The organism is Burkholderia sp. 4M9327F10 (genome assembly GCF_005503145.1).
In the GTDB taxonomy this organism is placed as follows: Bacteria; Pseudomonadota; Gammaproteobacteria; order Burkholderiales; family Burkholderiaceae; genus Paraburkholderia.
Genome location: NZ_SCNV01000059.1, coordinates 1 through 17,400, shown reverse-complemented (window position 1 = coordinate 17,400; position 17,400 = coordinate 1). Strand labels below are relative to the sequence as shown.

Sequence of the window (17,400 nt, the reverse complement as noted above, 5' to 3'; positions counted from 1 at the left end):
GATTGCGGAGCCGGCCCTCCTGAAGTTGTTGCCACTGCTGTTGCAGTGCAGTTGGATCGAGTATCGCACAACCTGCCGTGCCAAGCTGATCGCTTGCACGAGGGCCGCGTGCGTCACCTCGCTGTCATACGGTAATACTTGCGGGAACACCGGCCCACGGAACTGCATGTGAGTCGATTATGCGACTTTTCAAGACGGGGCGGTTGCGCCAGCGCACATAAGAAAAGCGGGAAAAACCCTGGAAATGGGGTGTTTGCAACGCACCAGAACGCCTCTCAAAATTTTCTTGACACTCGAATAAAGAGCCTCAACAATCAAGCTGGCACTTTTTTCAGTCAGCCACATATTCGAAAAAATGCCGAAGGTGAGCTTGTGAGGAGGGAGCGGCTGCATACCCGCAGCCGTTATGCTTTTCGAGGGCTCGTGGTGGTGTCATGAGTTACAGGGGAAGTAGGTATGGCAACTGGTACGGTCAAATGGTTCAATGACGCGAAAGGTTTCGGATTCATTACGCCCGACGAAGGCGGTGAGGATCTGTTTGCACACTTTTCGGCCATCCAGATGAATGGGTTCAAGACCCTGAAGGAAGGTCAAAAGGTCAGCTTTGAGGTCGTGCAAGGCCCTAAAGGCAAGCAGGCATCGAACATCCAGGCCGCAGCCTGAGTCTGTTCGATACCCGTACCCTGGAAACCCGGCTTCGTGCCGGGTTTCTTCATTCTGGGACGCCGAATGTGCGCCCCGCCGTCCCGCGCCGGCGAATCTGGCCCGGTATCCGCGCCTTGCTTTCGGATAGCCTTCAGCGCATTCAGATCGCTCAGATCATCCTCAGATCACCTTAAGGGTGCCCATCATGCCGAGGTCCTCGTGTTCGAGGATGTGGCAGTGGAACATACGCTCTCCGGCCTGCTCCTGAACTACTGCGATGCGCACCGTCTCACCCGGCTGCACATTGACGGTGTCGCGCCACGCCCGATACGCCTCCGCAGCAACGACACCCCCCTCTTCGCGCTCCAGCACCTGAAATTGCGTGCCGTGCAGATGGAACGGATGATCCATATCCGTGCGGTTTTCAATCGACCAGTGTTCGACTTCGCCGCGCCGGCTGGTCAGCGTGATGCGGCGCGGATCGAAGGTCGCGCCGTTGACCATGAAGGCCATGCCAGTTGGGAGCCCGACCGGAAGCCCCACCGGAAGCGCTGCGGGCGCCCCCGCTGGCATCCCATTCACCGGCTGGTCGGCGTGGTGCATGGCGGCCACGTCCATACGTTCGGAAAACAGCACGGATTTGCGTGCGGCAGGCGCCCCGAGCGGCGCGATGGTGCGCAGCGACGCAGGCAGCGCACGTGCGGCCTGGCTGGGCTCCGCTTTGCGCGGTTCGAACTGCACATCGGCGAGCGGCAGCGAGGGACTGGGCGGCAAGCCGCCGTGCGACATCGCCATCTTGCGACGGTCGTAGACCTCGGCGGTCAGCACCGCCTGGGCGGCCTCGCGAGGCTGAACCGACCGGCCGGATGGTGTGGATTTCCCCGTCTGCGCGGCAGCTGCCGACGCTCCGGCGGCCGAAACAATCAGTTCCGCACGCTCACCGGGCGCGAGGAGCAGCGTCGTCAGCCCGGTGCGCGGCTGCTCCAGCAAGCCGCCATCCGTGCCAACCTGGGCAAACACACGGTCCTCACCCAGCGACAACTGCAAATAACGCGCATTGCACGCGTTCCAGACTCGCCAGCGCTCGTCGGTCACGACAACGATGCGCGGACGGCGCGCGCCATTCACCAGCACGAACTGCCCTTCACGGCCGTTCATCCAGTCCAGCGTGTCGTTCGCCGGAATCGTGCCGTCGCTCGCGAGCTTCAGATCGGAGAAGAACAGATGCCGCTCGGGCCAGCCGGCGAGCGGATCGTCCGCGGCGCGCACTACGAACGGGCCGGCGAGCCCGCGAAACACCTGCTCGGCCGACTGCCCATGCGGATGCGGGTGGTACCAGTAGGTGCCGGCGCTGCCGCGCGGCAGCGTGAAGCGGTAGACACGCGAGCCGCCGGGCGCAACCGGATCCGATGGATTGCCGTCCTGGTCAGGCGGCACCGGCAGGCCATGCCAATGAATCGTCGACGGTTGCGGCAGACGGTTCACGAAACGGATCTCGACCGTATCACCTTCACGCACGTCGATCAGTGGCCCCACAACGGGGCCATGCAACTCGGCAGAATCGGGCGGATTACCGTCGGGGTTGTACTGCCAGAACGTAGTCGGATGTCCGGCAATCAACGTGTGCCGGGACGGCTGCGCGACGAGGGTTGCGCGAAACAGGCCCGGCTCACGGCTTTCGTTCGCGAGCGTGCGCAAGACCGCCAACGGCGCACCGGACGGCAACGCCTCGGGCGCCGCCAGCTCGACTGCCCTGGGCATGCGGTTGACGGGCATGGCGGGCATATCGGACATGCCACTCATAGCCGGCGTGTCGTGCATCCCACGCGCATCCTGTTGTGCAACTACGCGACGCGCGAATAGCGACGCTGTGGCCGCGCTCAGCGCGCGGACCAGAAATTCCCTGCGGATCATGGATTGCTTCCTGACGTGGAGCGCGCGGCGGCGCTTGTGGCTCGCCGCGCGCAATCGCTAAACGCTCGGGCTGCGGCAACCGCAGCCCGAGCCGTGATGACTGGAGCGCGTTGCAGCCGTCATGAGAACGGGCACAACGCATCGAGCCATCAGGCGATCGGGGGACGCACGGGCGGCGCGTGGGTTAGGCCTTCACGACGCACTTCGGAAAGCAATTGAGGCAGCGCTGGACCGGACCCATGCGGCTCAAACTGGAAAGCGGCGAACAGCGCCGCGCAATGGATGCCGCAAGCGGCCGCGCAACAGCAGAGCAAGTGCGCGCCGCCACACGGTTGGCCCGAAGCAGATGCATCCTCGCAATGGGCTTCTGTACTGGAAGTGGTGGACTGCCCATCTGCGGCAGAAGACATCGTCATGCTGACCATCCGCCCCGCATGCTCATGCGCGAAAGCGCCTTGCGCGGTGAACAGCGCAAGCGAAAGCAAAATGAGGAGGCGCTTCAGGAAGAGCATGAGTGTGCGAGTTAGCGCGAATCGCGCATGACCGTCGGTCGGGACATCATAGCGCAGGCCGCGAAGCTTCCCGAGAAGCTACGTAGTGTGACAGCTCGCATCTCGCTGCAATTCCAGACTGCGCGTCAGATCGCCGCGAAAAACAGCGACACCCTGATGGCTAAAATTAGATCGCGTATCCACCGCCGGGGTGATGCCGATGCTTGCGATGCGCCGGCAAAACGCGTAGTCCTCGGACAGGTACGTGCGAGTCTGCGGATCGATCATCGTGTCGAAGAACGCGTAGTGCAGCGACCCCAGCACAGCCGCGTCGTCATCCTCACGATCCTTCAACCAGGTGCGGCACTGAAGCTCGGGAAAGTGCTGAATCAAAGCCCGAAATACCTCTCGCTTGATCAGCATGAACCCGGTCGGTGCATAAAGAACGTCGAGAAAGCCGTCCGCGTCGGGGCTTAGCTTGCCGGTTTCCGCCACCGCCGGATAGGTCGCAAAACGCGCCTCGAAATCGGCCTTGGTGGTCCCGGCCGCCAGCGCCTCGGGCAACCCGGAGCGCGGCCAGCCCTCGGACTTCAGCGGATATACGCCCGCCACGACGGGCCGATTGGCTCTCAGCAGTCGAACCACGTCGGCTCCTTTAAATCCGATGTCGCCGTCGATCCACATCAGATGCGTAAAGCGGCTGTCCGCGAGAAATTCGGCCACCATGGTGTTGCGCGCACGGGTAACCAGGCTGTCGAAGCTGTTGAAGTGCGTCCGCAAGCCGAATCCATGCTTTGAAGATGCGTCGTACAGGTCAAGAAGACCCAGCACATAGTCGGTTGTGACTACCGCGCCGTAACTCGGTGTCGCCACATAAACATTCGCGTGTATTTTGTCGCCGCTCATCGTGACCTCTCGAATACCGTGCGCGTCGCAGTGCACCCAGCCTGTTGCCGACGACGCATTTGTCAAAGCGGCGAATTTATATCAGAGGGATTCTTCTCGAACCATATTGATTGACGCACCGGCGTTGCTCAGGATGCCTTTTCAAGATGAAAATTTCGGCTGTCGGACGTCGTATCGGATTCGACAAAAAAATTCAGAATACCGAATGATTTTCGTTTTCCTACAACGCACTAAGATGACCATCCGAACGCATTGGCCAAGACAGGACAATCGCGCTTAACCGATAAGCATTATTTGTGGGATAGAGGACACTACACGCGATGCGACGATTCGTCGCAGTTAACCCGGACGTATTTACACAGTTGGCCGATTGCCCGAATCGCAACCTGGGAGTTGAAAGTGAAAAACCCCGGCGACGAATCGTCTGCCGGGGTTTTCGACGCAGCCCTTAAAGGGCTGGCCGCGAGGGGCTAAGCGCCAAGGGTTAAGCGCAAGACTCACATATTCTCGATCAGCACCTGCCCAAAGCCCGAGCACGACACTTGCGTCGCGCCTTCCATCAAACGTGCGAAGTCGTACGTGACGCGCTTCTGCAGAATCGACGCTTCCATCGCCTTGATGATGACGTCCGCCGCCTCGGTCCAACCCAGGTGGCGCAGCATCATTTCCGCCGAGAGAATCTCCGAGCCCGGATTCACATAGTCTTTGCCCGCGTACTTCGGCGCAGTGCCGTGCGTGGCTTCGAACATTGCCACCGAATCCGACAGATTCGCGCCTGGTGCAATGCCGATCCCGCCAACCTGCGCGGCCAGTGCGTCCGAAATATAGTCGCCGTTCAGGTTCAGCGTGGCGATCACATCGTATTCGGCCGGACGCAACAGGATCTGCTGCAGGAACGCGTCGGCGATCACGTCCTTGACGACAATGTCGTTACCCGTCTTCGGGTTCTTGAACTTCATCCACGGGCCGCCGTCCACCAGCTCCGCACCGAATTCCTTCTGCGCGAGCGCATAGCCGTAATCACGGAACGCACCTTCCGTGAACTTCATGATGTTGCCCTTGTGCACCAGCGTGAGCGAGCGGCGATCGTTGTCGATAGCGTACTGCAGCGCCTTGCGCACCAGACGTTCCGTGCCTTCGCGCGACACCGGCTTGATGCCGATAGCCGACGTTTCCGGGAAGCGGATCTTCTTCACGCCCATTTCTTCGCGCAGGAAGTGGATGACCTTCTTGGCCTGCTCCGATCCCGCGGCCCATTCGATGCCGGCGTAAATGTCTTCCGAGTTCTCGCGGAAGATCACCATATTGGTTTTTTCCGGCTCGCGCACCGGCGAAGGCACGCCCTTGAAGTACTGCACCGGGCGCAGGCAGACATACAGGTCCAGTTCCTGGCGCAACGCCACGTTCAGCGAGCGGATGCCGCCACCCACCGGAGTGGTCAACGGTCCCTTGATAGAGACGACATAGTCCTTCACCACCGCCAGCGTTTCTTCCGGCAGCCACACATCCGGGCCATAGACCCTGGTGGCCTTCTCGCCGGCATAGACTTCCATCCAGTGAATCTTCTTCTTGCCGCCGTAGGCTTTCTCGACCGCCGCGTCCACCACCTTGATCATGACCGGCGTGATGTCGACGCCCGTGCCGTCGCCTTCGATGTACGGAATGACCGGTTGGTCGGAAACATTGAGCGAGTAGTCTGCGTTGACGGTAATCTTGTCTCCGCCCGTCGGAACCTTAATGTGCTGATACGGCATGATCGGACTCCAGTGATGGCTGTTCTGGTTGAAGCAGATGGGGACTGCGGAACTGGGCGCTTCTCGTTACGCGCAATGCCGAACGCCTGCAAGCGGCCGAGCGGCTATTCTAGCCCACGCCGACGCCAGCGCGTGCCGGCCATGCCGCCGGTTTTGAGACAGAGCAAACCGCCGGATGCAGCGGGTGGCAGCCTCCTTCTCTTATGTCTTATATAAGACATAAGATCTGCCGTTGGCGATTATGCATTATTATCCCGCCATTTGCCACAGAACCTGCCCAGCCGGGCGTCGCGCGGGTACCAGCCGGTACCGGCGTGACGCCTGTGACCGGGCCGGTGCTCGCCGGATCCCGCATGCGTCTCATCGCTCTCAACAAGCCGTTCGGCACCATCTGCCAGTTCTCGCCGCACGAAACTCGCGCCTCGCTGGCCGACTGGGTCAAGGTACCCGGCGTCTATCCGGCCGGCCGCCTCGATTCCGATAGCGAAGGCCTGCTGCTGCTGACCGATGACGGCGCGCTGCAGGCGCGCATTGCCGAGCCTCGCCACAAGCTCGTCAAGCGCTACTGGGCGCAAGTCGAAGGCGCACCGGACGAGACCGCGCTGAGCGCGCTCGCGAGAGGCGTCGATCTCGGCGACTATGTGACGCGCCCATGTCAGGCCAGGTTGATCGAGCCGGCTGAAGCCGGCGCCGACGCCGCCACCGGTAACGATAGCGGAGCGCTGTGGCCGCGCAATCCGCCGATCCGATATCGCGCTGCCATCCCGGCCACCTGGATAGAACTGTCCATCACCGAAGGCAAGAACCGCCAGGTGCGCCGCATGACGGCCGCGGTCGGCTTCCCTACTCTGCGTCTCGTGCGTGTGGGTATCGGTGCGCTCGATATTTTTTCGCTGGGGCTGCAGCCAGGCGCCTCGCTCGAACTCCCTCCCGGGGCGCCGTGGGACGGCCTCAAATGATGCTCAATCTTTAGGCGCGACCACGCTAAGCCGTTGTATCCGCAAGCATTTCTGTTGCAATGCGAAGCGATTGCAATGCTTCATCGAAGAGGGTCAACGCCCAATAAAGCAGCGAATAAACATTCCCGAAAATTTGCGTCAACCGCGTCGCGAGCTCACGCGTTATTCGACGCAGATGCCGCCCGAAGCTATCCGGCATTCAGCCTTGAGGGCCTTTGTACAAGCCGTTCTTGCGGTCAGTGCGGGCAGTCCGAGCGCTAGCAGACGCGTCAAAAAAATTGTTTGATGCGGCTGTCAACCGAAAGGTGGATGGCACGTTTACCGACATGACTCATATATAACCGGGTCATTTGGTTAATTAACTAAAGCTGAGGATTCACAAAATGAACAAACTGATCGCCGCTCTGGTCGCTGGCCTCTTCGCAACGGCAGCATTCGCACAAGCATCGGCACCGGTGGCAGCTTCGGCAGCTCCGGCAGCAGCAGCTTCGTCGGCAAAGAAGACCACGAAGAAGGCACACAAGAAGGCGCACAAGAAGGCAGCAGCTGCAGCAGCAGCTTCGGGCGCTTCGGAGTAAGTTTGTTGTAAAAACGCAGTCAAGAACTAGCAGCAGTTGCCGTTCTTACGGCGTTGAAAGGCAGATCACCGCAAGGCGATCTGCCTTTTTGTTTTTGACGTGCTTTGACGCGCTCGCGTAACATTCGCGGGTTAATTTCCCACCCAGGAGTCTTGCCGTGCGAATCTCCCTGCGCTCGTTGCTCGCGCGCTTTATGTTTGCTGTTGCGTTGCCGCTGGCAGCCGCCTCGTTCACGCTCGCCCCCGCTCACAATGCCTACGCGCAGCAGATGCCGCCCGGTGCGAAACAGCCGGGCGACTTCCCGCGCGCCAAGCTGACCGTGGGCATGTTCGTGATCGACGCCGCCGTCGCCGCTAACGATCCGGATCGCGAGCAAGGCCTGATGTACCGTTCGCAGCTCGCGCCCAACGAAGGCATGCTGTTCGTGTTCAACGAGAACGCGGTGCACTGCTTCTGGATGAAGAACACGCTGATCCCGCTGTCGATCGCCTTCATGCGCGCCGACGGCACGATCACCGACATCGACGAGATGGACGCCGAAACGACCAACAATCATTGCCCGCGTAACAACGGCGTGTATGCGCTGGAAATGAGCAAGAACTGGTTCGAGTCGAAGGGTATCAAGCCGGGTATGACGATTCAGGGGCTGCCCGCAGCGCAATAGCCTCCATCCGATGCAGGCGCGGCGCCAGAGGCCTGGCGAGAAACCGCGCCCCAAGCGCTGTTTGCCGCGAAAGCCGGTGCCTTGCCAGGGTCACCGGCTTTTTTGCATATGTCGGGGCGTTAGCAAGATTCCTGCAAAAGCGGGTGCCAAGCGCTATATTTATAGTCTCACAGCAGCACCGAGATCGTCCGGGCGGCGTCGCGCGTCGCGCGGCACCCTTCACCGGCGAGCCACTCCAAGGAGATTCACGTGCCCCGCAAGACTCCCATCGAGCGTTACCGGAATATCGGCATTAGCGCTCACATCGATGCCGGCAAAACCACCACCACCGAACGCATCCTGTTCTACACCGGCGTGACTCACAAGATCGGTGAAGTTCACGACGGTGCGGCGACGATGGACTGGATGGAGCAGGAGCAGGAGCGCGGCATCACGATCACATCGGCTGCCACGACTGCTTTCTGGAAAGGCATGGCCGGCAACTATCCGGAACACCGTATCAACATCATCGACACCCCGGGCCACGTCGACTTCACGATTGAAGTCGAGCGCTCGATGCGCGTGCTCGACGGCGCCTGCATGGTGTACGACTCGGTCGGCGGCGTGCAGCCGCAGTCCGAAACCGTGTGGCGCCAGGCGAACAAGTACAAGGTGCCGCGCATTGCGTTCGTCAACAAGATGGACCGCGTGGGCGCGGACTTCTTCCGCGTGCAACGGCAGATCGGCGATCGCCTGAAAGGCGTGGCCGTGCCGATCCAGATTCCGATTGGCGCCGAGGATCATTTCCAGGGTGTGGTGGATCTCGTCAAGATGAAGGCCATCGTCTGGGACGACGAGAGCCAGGGCATCAAGTTCGAGTACCAGGACATTCCTGCCGAACTCGCGGACACGGCCAAAGAATGGCACGACAAGATGGTCGAGTCGGCTGCCGAAGCCAGCGAGGAACTGCTCGACAAGTACCTGCACGGCCATGTGCTGACCGAAGAGGAAATCAAGGCCGGCCTGCGCACGCGCACCATCGCCAACGAAATCGTGCCGATGCTGTGCGGCAGCGCGTTCAAGAACAAGGGCGTGCAGGCCATGCTCGACGCGGTGATCGACTATCTGCCGTCGCCGGTCGACGTGCCCGCCATCACGGGGCACGACGAGCAGGACAAGGAAATCGAGCGCCACCCGCGCGACGACGATCCGTTCTCGGCACTCGCCTTCAAGATCATGACCGACCCGTTCGTCGGCCAGTTGATCTTCTTCCGCGTGTATTCGGGCGTGGTGAATTCGGGCGACACCGTCTACAACGCGGTCAAGGAAAAGAAGGAGCGCCTCGGCCGGATCCTGCAGATGCATGCGAACGAGCGCAAGGAAATCAAGGAAGTCTACGCGGGCGACATCGCCGCGGCAGTCGGCCTGAAGGAAGCCACCACGGGCGACACGCTGTGCGACCCGGCCCACGTGATCATTCTCGAGCGAATGATCTTCCCCGAGCCGGTGATCTCGCAGGCCGTCGAGCCGAAGACCAAGGTCGACCAGGAAAAGATGGGCATTGCGCTCAATCGTCTCGCTCAGGAAGACCCGTCGTTCCGCGTGCAAACGGATGAAGAATCCGGCCAGACCATCATCTCCGGGATGGGCGAGCTGCACCTGGAAATCCTGGTCGACCGCATGAAGCGCGAGTTCGGCGTCGAGGCCACCGTCGGCAAGCCGCAGGTGGCCTACCGCGAAACGGTGCGCAACAAGGTCGAGGACGTCGAAGGCAAGTTCGTCAAGCAGTCGGGCGGCCGCGGCCAGTACGGCCATGCGGTAATCACGCTGGAACCGTCGGAACAGGGCAAGGGCTACGAATTCGTCGACGCCATCAAGGGCGGCGTGATTCCGCGCGAGTTCATCCCGGCCGTCGACAAGGGCATTGTGGAAACGCTGAAGGCAGGCGTGCTGGCCGGCTATCCGGTGGTGGACGTGAAGGTGACGCTGACCTTCGGTTCGTACCACGACGTGGACTCGAACGAAAACGCGTTCCGCATGGCCGGTTCGATGGCCTTCAAGGAAGCCATGCGCCGCGCCAAGCCGGTGCTGCTCGAGCCGATGATGGCGGTCGAAGTGGAAACGCCGGAAGACTTCATGGGCAACGTGATGGGCGACCTGTCGAGCCGTCGCGGCATGGTGCAGGGCATGGAAGACATCGCCGGTGGCGGCGGCAAGCTGGTACGCGCCGAAGTGCCGCTCGCGGAGATGTTCGGCTATTCCACCTCGCTGCGTTCGGCGACCCAGGGCCGCGCGACCTACACGATGGAGTTCAAGCACTACGCTGAAACGCCGTCCAACGTCGCCGAAGCCGTGATCAACGCCAAGCAGAAGTAAGCGCGGAAGGTTCGCGCGGGATCGCACGAAAGCAAGGCCCGTCCAGACTGGACGGGCTTTTTTTCGTCCGGCTTCTCCGCCGCAGCCGGCCGCAAACCGGTAAAGATGCCGTCGTGGCAGCAGTTCTTCTGCCTCCGCATCGGCAACAGTTATACGGCCGCGGCCTTGCCCCAGGCGGCCGGGCGCGCAACGTTGTCAGCGCGATACATGTTGACCCTTTTAAACGCGCCTGGCCGGGCCATGACCGCCCCAGACGTTCCGAATCGGCGGTCAATCGCTTACACTGAAACCGCTTTTCGTCATCGCAATACCGTCGCCCCTGCTGCGCGCGAGCCGCGCGGCACCCATCAGAACGGACTGGACACCCCATCGATGAAAACTCCCGCGGACCGACTCCTCGCGCTCGAAACGGCACGGCGCAATGCCGATCAGTATGGCAATCACGCGCTCGACGAATTCCTCGCAGGCCGCCTGTCGCGCCGCGAACTGCTGCGCTACGCCAGCGTGATCGGCCTGTCGCTTGCCGGCGGCGGCCTGTTCGCCCCGCCGCAAGCGCGTGCGCAAGGTACAGCCGGCGCGGCGAATGCAACCGTCCGCGTCGCCCACCTGACGCCGGCCGGCGCGATTGACCCGCTCACCATCACCGACGCCGGCGGCATTACGATGCTGGTGCAGACCGGCGAATTCCTGATCGACGACGACGGCGAGCGTCTGCAGCTAAAGCCGGCCCTCGCTCTGTCGTGGAAGCCCAATGACAAGGGCGACGTCTGGACCTTCAAGTTGCGCCCGAACGTGAAGTTCAACGACGGCCAACCCTTCACGGCCAAGGACGTGGTCGCCACCTTCGATCGCCTCGCCGATCCCGCGAGCGGCTCGGCGGCGCTATCGGTGCTAAAGGGCGTGCTGTCCAAGGGCGGCACCCAGGCCATCGACGATCACACGGTCGCGTTCCATCTCGATGCGCCGAACGGCAACTTCCCGTACTACGTTTCCTCGGACAATTACAACGCCATCCTGCTGCCGGCAAACTACGCGGGCAACTACGAAAAGAGCTTTATCGGCACCGGGCCGTTCAAGCTCGAAAAGTACACGCCGAAGGTGGGCGCCTCATTCGTACGCAATCCAGACTATTGGGGCGAAAAGGCCTTGCCGCAGCGCCTGGAATTCTCGTTCTACGCCGACGAGCCAGCCCAGATCCTCGCACTGCAGGGACACCAGGCCGACGTCATGGGCACCTTCACGGTACAGGGCGGCGCAGGCATCCTGAACAACCCCGAGTTCAAGGCGAAGGCCGTGAAGTCGAGCGCGCACCGCCAGATCCACATGCGCAACGACAATCCGCTGTTCAAGGACAAGCGCGTGCGCCAGGCCATGGCGCTGTCGCTCGACCGCGACGTGATCGTGCGCGGCCTGTTTCACGGCAAGGCGCAACTCGGCAACGACAGCCCGTTCGCACCGGTGTTTCCGTCCTCCGATGCGGGTGTGGCGCAACGCAAGATCGACATTGCGAAAGCGAAGCAACTGCTCGCCCAGGCGGGTGTCCCGAACGGCTTTGACGTGACGCTCACCACCGAAAAGTACATGGAGATCCCCGATCTCGCCGTCGTCGTGCAGAACGCGGCGAAGGCCATCGGCGTGCGGGTGAATCTGAAAGTGGAGAGCCAGTCGCTGTACTACGGCGCGGGCACGCCCGGCAAGTCGGACTGGCTCGACTCGCCGCTCGGCATCACCGACTACGGCCATCGCGGCGTGCCGAACGTGTTCCTGAATGCGCCGTTGACGAGCGACGGCACGTGGAACGCAGCGCACTTCAAGAATCCGCAATACGATCAACTGGTCGCGCAGTTTGTCGCCGCGGTCGATCTCACGTCGCAGCGCAAGCTGTCCGGCCAGATCCAGACACTGTTGCTCGACGAGACGCCGGTGATCATTCCGTTCTTCTACGATCAACTGATCGCCATGCGTGCGGGTGTCAACGGCATGCGGTTTACCGCGCTGGCGCAGTTGTATTTCGATAAGGTCACGCTCAGCGCTTGAGCCTCAGCGCCGAATCGTCCGCCGCAACAGGCCGCCCATGTCCACCGCGCTCACGCCCGCCACCCCTCGCGTTGCCAACGGTAACGCGGGACGGGTCGCGCGGTTTCTTGCGACCCGTTTCGCGCTCTCGTTGATTACGTTGTGGCTGCTCTCGGTGATCGTGTTCGCAGGCGGCCAGTTGCTGCCGGGCGACATCGGCCGCTCGATTCTCGGGCCGCTCGCGGACGCGCGTGCCGTTGCCGCGCTCAGTCATCAGCTCGGCGCGGACCGGCCGCTGTTGACCCAATACGTCGAATGGATCGCGCATTTCGTGCGCGGCGATATGGGCCTGTCGTACGCGTACCGGGAACCCGTTGGACCGTTTATCGCCGACGCGCTGGCGCATTCGGCGAAGCTCGGCATGCTCGCCTTCATTGTCGTGGTGCCGCTCGGTATCGCGGGCGGCGTATGGGCCGCCATGCACGCCGGGCGCTGGCTCGACCGCACCATCAGCATCGCCGGCTTGTCGGCGACGGTGGTGCCCGAATTCGTTTCCTCGATCGCACTGATCCTGATCTTCGGTGTGTGGTTGCGCTGGCTGCCGATCGAAGCGTCGTACCCGCCCGACGCCAGCGTGTTCGAACAGCTCAGGCATCTGATCCTGCCGGTGCTGCCGCTCGTGCTGGTGTTCTTCGGCTACATCGCCCGCATGGCGCGCGCCGGCACCGTTGAAGCGCTCGACGCCGATTACACGCGCACCGCCATTCTCAAGGGCTTGCCGCAACATGTGGTGATCTGGCGCCACGTGTTGCGCAATGCGCTACTGCCCACCATTACGGTTGCGGCAACCCAACTCGGGTACATGATTGGCGGTCTCGTGGTGGTGGAGACACTGTTTCACTATCAGGGTATTGGCTCGCTGATCTATAACGCCGCCAAGGCGAAGGACTTTCCGATGCTCGAAGCCGGCGTGCTGACGATCGGCGTCGTGTACACGGTAGCCAATCTCGCGGCCGACGCGCTACAAGTGCTGCTCAATCCGCGCCTGCGTGTGAGGAGCGGCGAATGAGCACGATTATTCCTGCCGCCCGCGAAACGCACGAACCGCGCTTCGATCAGTTGCGTGTATTGCTGCGCTCGCCCACCTTCGTGGTGGGCACGGTGATCGTCGTCTGGTGGGTGATCTGTGCGATTGCCGGAACGTGGATCGCGCCGCTCGATGCTTACGCGTCCGACCCGCTCAATTCGCTGACACCGCCCGACCACACGCACTGGTTCGGCACCGATCAGTTGGGCCGCGACGTGTTCTCGCGCGTGATCGTCGGGGCACGCGACATTCTCACGATTGCACCGCTCGCCACGCTGCTCGGCACTGTGGCAGGCACCGCTCTCGGCCTCGTGGTCGGCTACTTCGAAGGCTGGGTCGACAACGTGGTCGGACGCGCCATCGACGCGGTTCTCGCGCTGCCGCTCGTGATCGTCGCCCTGCTCGCGCTGGCTGCCGTGGGCGCATCGAATTTCACGGTGATTCTGGTGATCGGCATCACCTTCACACCCATCACGGCGCGCACCGTGCGTGCCGCCGTGTTCGCCGAACGCCATCTCGACTACGTCGCCGCGGCGCAACTGCGCGGCGAACGCGCACCGTACATCATGTTTGCCGAGATCCTGCCGAACGTGCTGCCGCCCATCATCGTCGAAGCCACTGTGCGTCTCGGCTATGCGATCTTCGCGGTGGCGACGCTGTCGTTCCTCGGCTTTGGCATCCAGCCGCCGTCGGCAGACTGGGGGCTGGCGCTGTCCGAGTCGTATACGCTGATGGCGGGCGGCGCGTGGTGGACCGTGGTGTTCGACGCCGCCGCGATCGCTTCGCTGGTAGTGGGTGTGAACCTGATCGCCGATAGCATCCAGGGCGTGCTCGACCGATGAACGGCCCTCCTCCCGCCTCGTTCCCCGCCTTCGACGTTTCGAAGAGCGACCGCACCGACGCACTGACGCTCGTCGGCCTCACTGTCACCTACCGGATTCGCGGCCGCGACCGCGAGGTCTTGCATGACGTGTCATTTCGCGTGCGGCGTGGCGAGGCGTATGGCCTCGTTGGCGAATCCGGCTGCGGCAAGTCGACCGTGGCGATGGCGATCCTGCGCTACCTGCCGCGCAACGGCAAGGCAAAGGCCGGCAAGATCCTGATAGCCGGACAGGACGTGCAGGCGCTCGACGCCGACGCGTTGCGCACGATGCGCGCCACCGCGATTTCGATGGTCTACCAGGACCCGGGACGCGCGCTCAATCCGTCCATGACGATCGCGCGCCAGGTGGCGGAAGCCTTCGAAGCGGCCGGCGCCAGCCGCAGCGAGGCGCTGGCGCGCACGCTGGAGATGCTGCGGCGTGTGCGCATTTCGGCCCCTGAGCGGGTGATGGATAGTTATCCGCATCAATTGTCAGGCGGCATGCAGCAACGGGTGGTGATCGCCATGGCGCTCGCCTCGAACCCTGCCCTGCTGATTCTCGACGAGCCCACCACCGGTCTCGACGCCACAGTGGAAGCCGAAGTGCTGGACCTGGTCGCGCAGTTGCGCAAGGAGCTCGGCACCGCCGTGCTCTTCATTAGCCACAACCTCGCGGTCATCGGGCGCATGTGCGAGCGCGTCGGCGTGCTGTATGCAGGCAGGCTGGTGGAAGAAGGCGCAACGCAAGACGTGTTCGCGCGGCCGCGTCATCCGTACACGGTCGGCCTGCTGCGCTGCCTGCCGAGCCCCGGGCGCAGCAAGGAACGCGAGCGGCTCGATACCATCGCGGGACAATTGCCCGCCCCCGGCTCGCTGACCCAGGGCTGCATCTACGCAGACCGCTGCCGTCTCGCCGACGAACGCTGCCGCCGTGAGGCGCCGCCGCCGCATCGGGTCGCAGGCGCGCACGGCGATCAGATGTCGCGCTGCCACTATCACGAGCGGGCTATGGAGCTGCCGCGCACCAGCACCGAGGCGCCGGCGCCGCGCGGCCTTGACGGCACGGCCTCTGTGCCGGTGGATGCGGCGAGCGGTGCAGCGCCGGGCGCGCACGTGCTGCGTGCCGAACGGGTCTCGAAGACCTTCCACGTCGCGGGCGTCGCACTGCGGGCCGTCGACGACGTCTCGCTCGATCTGGCGAGCGGCGAAACCCTCGGCCTCGTCGGCGAGTCGGGCAGCGGCAAGACGACGCTCGCCAAGCTGATGCTCGGCCTGCTCTCACCGGATGCCGGCAGTATCCTCGAACTCGACGGCACACCGCTGCCGGCGCGCGTGACGAGCCGCAACGGCGAGCAGGTCAAGTCGCTGCAGATCGTGTTCCAGAACCCGGACTCGGCGCTCAACCGTGCCCATTCCGTGAAACGGCTGATCGGCCGCGCGCTGTCACGGCTCGCGGCGTTGCGCGGCGCCGCGCAGGACGAGCGGCTCGCGGCGCTCACGACCGCCGTGCGCTTGCCGGATCGCTATCTTGGCGCCCGCACCCGGCAATTGTCAGGTGGTCTCAAGCAGCGCGTCGCGATAGCCCGCGCGTTCGCCGGCGAACCGCGCGTGGTGGTCTGCGACGAACCGACCTCCGCGCTCGACGTCTCGGTGCAGGCGTCAATCCTCAACCTGCTCGCCGACCTGCAGCGCGAACGCGGCGTGAGCTACGTGTTCATCTCGCATGACCTGCACGTGGTGCGCTACCTGTCCGATCGCATCGCCGTGCTGTATCTCGGGCGCCTGCTCGAAGTCGGTCCGGCTGGCGCTGTCTTCGACGGCCCGCATCACCCCTACACCGAGGCGCTATTGTCTTCGGCGCCTGCGCTCGGTGCGCCTGCCCAAGGCGAACGGATCCGCCTCTCCGGCGAAATGCCGAGTGCAGCCTCGCCGCCTTCAGGCTGCGTGTTCCATACGCGTTGCCCGCGCAAGCTCGGCGCTATCTGCGAAGAGCAGGACCCGCCATTCGCTGCGGCGGGAGCGCGTCACCAGATCCGCTGCCACATTCCCATTGAAGACCTGCGCACGCTGCAGGGTGCGAACGGCGCTGCTCACAACGAAACCGCCGGCGACGCGCCGCACGAGGCCTGATCGCGCATCGAGGCCTTGCGCGGGCGGGCCCTGTGCCGATCCCACGCCGTCCCCGCGCCGACTCATAGGGCGCGTTTCACGAGCGAAACGTTTTCAGTCGATTCTCCGCACTGCGCAGCAGGACCGTCACACAGATGCCACATCAGACGGGCCTTTGCGGGCAATGGCATGGATATCGCTATAGAAGAAGCGGTATCCGGCCCGCGATGAACGATCCAGCCGCGTGCGCACTGTCGCGCTGACCTCCATACAAATGGATCGGTACGGCCCACAGCGCAGCGTCGACATCACGCGCCACCGACGCGCGGGCGACCGGCGCATCGGCCATCTCGCGTGAGGGAGGGGGAATCAATCACACGAGCCGGAGCCACGAAGGATCGGCGGAACGGTGACAGCGTTCGGCGCGCATCGCGTGCGTTATTTGTCGGCATGCGCTGCGCAGAGCGAATTCGGGGAAGCGATGAGACCCGCAGCTCGACAGGTCCATTGCGCAAGGCTCAGCTTGAGAGACGCTGGCGACGAGGCGCTGACGTTTCCGCGGGAGAGAAGTAATGAAAACCACAAGATTAGATCAGTACTACTACGGGATTGCCAGAGGGCTTGCTGTGATGGCTGCTGGCACGGGATTGCTGGTGACGCATGGAGTCTATGCGGCGCCTGCCGATGACGTCGTGAGACTGGCGGTTGCAGCGGGCGCTCCGTTGCCCGCCAGCGGCGCGCCCGCGACAACCCAGCTCGCGCAGGACGACGAGTCGGCAACGAGCCCTGAGGCTTATGCAGCGACGGCGGCTGACGACGTGGCTGCGATCTTCCAGAATCCGAACCGCGAGTGCCGCGGCGACCAATCAGGCAACTGCGTGCAGCACCCGCGCGGCGGCGCTAGCGGCCCGGGGGTTTCGAGCGCGGGAGCAAACGCCAGCGGTGGAGCCGGACCGAGCAGTACGGGAGCGAATGCCGGCACCGGATCGGACAGTGGCGGAGGTGGGGCCAGTGCCGGTGGTGGCGGCTCGAACGCGGGTGGTAAAGGTGGCGGTAGTGG

13 protein-coding genes and 1 pseudogene are annotated in these 17,400 nt (G+C 63.2%); 10 read left to right on the top strand and 4 right to left on the bottom strand.

Annotation, left to right across the window (positions count from 1 at the left end; all coding sequences use genetic code 11):
* Window positions 1-456 precede the first annotated feature (456 nt).
* Complete coding sequence (cspD, locus tag FFS45_RS33845) at window positions 457-663, top strand: cold shock domain-containing protein CspD (protein ID WP_017776809.1); 207 nt, start codon at window positions 457-459, stop codon at window positions 661-663.
* A gap of 162 nt (window positions 664-825) precedes the next feature.
* On the opposite strand, the gene FFS45_RS33840 is transcribed toward cspD, so the two are convergent.
* The 4 genes from FFS45_RS33840 to icd form a co-directional block, all read right to left on the bottom strand.
* A complete protein-coding gene (locus FFS45_RS33840) occupies window positions 826-2,559 on the bottom strand; it encodes a multicopper oxidase family protein (RefSeq protein WP_137958991.1) in 1,734 nt (577 codons plus the stop codon).
* Window positions 2,560-2,708: 149 nt separating this feature from the next.
* Window positions 2,709-3,071: a hypothetical protein gene (locus FFS45_RS33835; RefSeq protein WP_137958990.1), complete on the bottom strand. Its 363-nt coding sequence runs from the start codon at window positions 3,069-3,071 to the stop codon at window positions 2,709-2,711.
* A 78-nt stretch (window positions 3,072-3,149) separates the two neighbouring features.
* A complete protein-coding gene (locus FFS45_RS33830; RefSeq protein WP_137958989.1) occupies window positions 3,150-3,956 on the bottom strand; it encodes a hypothetical protein in 807 nt (268 codons plus the stop codon).
* A 497-nt stretch (window positions 3,957-4,453) separates the two neighbouring features.
* Entirely contained in the window at window positions 4,454-5,710 is a 1,257-nt protein-coding gene (gene icd / locus FFS45_RS33825; protein WP_137958988.1) for an NADP-dependent isocitrate dehydrogenase, read from the bottom strand.
* 353 nt (window positions 5,711-6,063) lie between these two features.
* Here icd and FFS45_RS33820 point away from each other — a divergent pair, with 353 nt between their 5' ends.
* The 9 genes and pseudogenes from FFS45_RS33820 to FFS45_RS33780 form a co-directional block, all read left to right on the top strand.
* Window positions 6,064-6,669, top strand: coding sequence for a pseudouridine synthase (locus FFS45_RS33820; protein WP_171029828.1), 606 nt, complete (start codon window positions 6,064-6,066; stop codon window positions 6,667-6,669).
* Window positions 6,670-7,052: 383 nt separating this feature from the next.
* Entirely contained in the window at window positions 7,053-7,247 is a 195-nt protein-coding gene (locus FFS45_RS33815) for a hypothetical protein (protein ID WP_137958986.1), read from the top strand.
* A 157-nt stretch (window positions 7,248-7,404) separates the two neighbouring features.
* Window positions 7,405-7,911: a DUF192 domain-containing protein gene (locus tag FFS45_RS33810; RefSeq protein WP_137958985.1), complete on the top strand. Its 507-nt coding sequence runs from the start codon at window positions 7,405-7,407 to the stop codon at window positions 7,909-7,911.
* A gap of 249 nt (window positions 7,912-8,160) precedes the next feature.
* Complete coding sequence (gene fusA, locus FFS45_RS33805) at window positions 8,161-10,266, top strand: elongation factor G (protein ID WP_137958984.1); 2,106 nt, start codon at window positions 8,161-8,163, stop codon at window positions 10,264-10,266.
* Window positions 10,267-10,638: 372 nt separating this feature from the next.
* A complete protein-coding gene (locus FFS45_RS33800; protein ID WP_137958983.1) occupies window positions 10,639-12,303 on the top strand; it encodes an ABC transporter substrate-binding protein in 1,665 nt (554 codons plus the stop codon).
* Between the two features lie 37 nt (window positions 12,304-12,340).
* Complete coding sequence (locus FFS45_RS33795) at window positions 12,341-13,351, top strand: ABC transporter permease (RefSeq protein ID WP_137958982.1); 1,011 nt, start codon at window positions 12,341-12,343, stop codon at window positions 13,349-13,351.
* Entirely contained in the window at window positions 13,348-14,211 is an 864-nt protein-coding gene (locus tag FFS45_RS33790) for an ABC transporter permease (RefSeq protein WP_137958981.1), read from the top strand. Before FFS45_RS33795 ends, FFS45_RS33790 begins: the two co-directional genes overlap by 4 nt.
* A complete protein-coding gene (locus tag FFS45_RS33785; protein ID WP_137958980.1) occupies window positions 14,208-16,361 on the top strand; it encodes an ABC transporter ATP-binding protein in 2,154 nt (717 codons plus the stop codon). Before FFS45_RS33790 ends, FFS45_RS33785 begins: the two co-directional genes overlap by 4 nt.
* 551 nt (window positions 16,362-16,912) lie before the next feature.
* Window positions 16,913-17,400, top strand: a pseudogene (locus FFS45_RS33780) (hypothetical protein); the annotation flags it as partial.

Excerpts from the sequence above, each read along its gene's own strand:
- cspD (WP_017776809.1), top strand. The coding sequence starts at position 457 with ATGGCAACTGGTACGGTCAAATGGTTCAATGACGCGAAAGGTTTCGGA.
- FFS45_RS33790 (WP_137958981.1), top strand. The coding sequence starts at position 13,348 with ATGAGCACGATTATTCCTGCCGCCCGCGAAACGCACGAACCGCGCTTC.
- FFS45_RS33830 (WP_137958989.1), bottom strand. The coding sequence starts at position 3,956 with ATGAGCGGCGACAAAATACACGCGAATGTTTATGTGGCGACACCGAGT.
- FFS45_RS33800 (WP_137958983.1), top strand. The coding sequence starts at position 10,639 with ATGAAAACTCCCGCGGACCGACTCCTCGCGCTCGAAACGGCACGGCGC.
- icd (WP_137958988.1), bottom strand. The coding sequence starts at position 5,710 with ATGCCGTATCAGCACATTAAGGTTCCGACGGGCGGAGACAAGATTACC.
- FFS45_RS33820 (WP_171029828.1), top strand. The coding sequence starts at position 6,064 with ATGCGTCTCATCGCTCTCAACAAGCCGTTCGGCACCATCTGCCAGTTC.
- FFS45_RS33795 (WP_137958982.1), top strand. The coding sequence starts at position 12,341 with ATGTCCACCGCGCTCACGCCCGCCACCCCTCGCGTTGCCAACGGTAAC.
- FFS45_RS33840 (WP_137958991.1), bottom strand. The coding sequence starts at position 2,559 with ATGATCCGCAGGGAATTTCTGGTCCGCGCGCTGAGCGCGGCCACAGCG.
- FFS45_RS33785 (WP_137958980.1), top strand. The coding sequence starts at position 14,208 with ATGAACGGCCCTCCTCCCGCCTCGTTCCCCGCCTTCGACGTTTCGAAG.
- FFS45_RS33835 (WP_137958990.1), bottom strand. The coding sequence starts at position 3,071 with ATGCTCTTCCTGAAGCGCCTCCTCATTTTGCTTTCGCTTGCGCTGTTC.
- FFS45_RS33815 (WP_137958986.1), top strand. The coding sequence starts at position 7,053 with ATGAACAAACTGATCGCCGCTCTGGTCGCTGGCCTCTTCGCAACGGCA.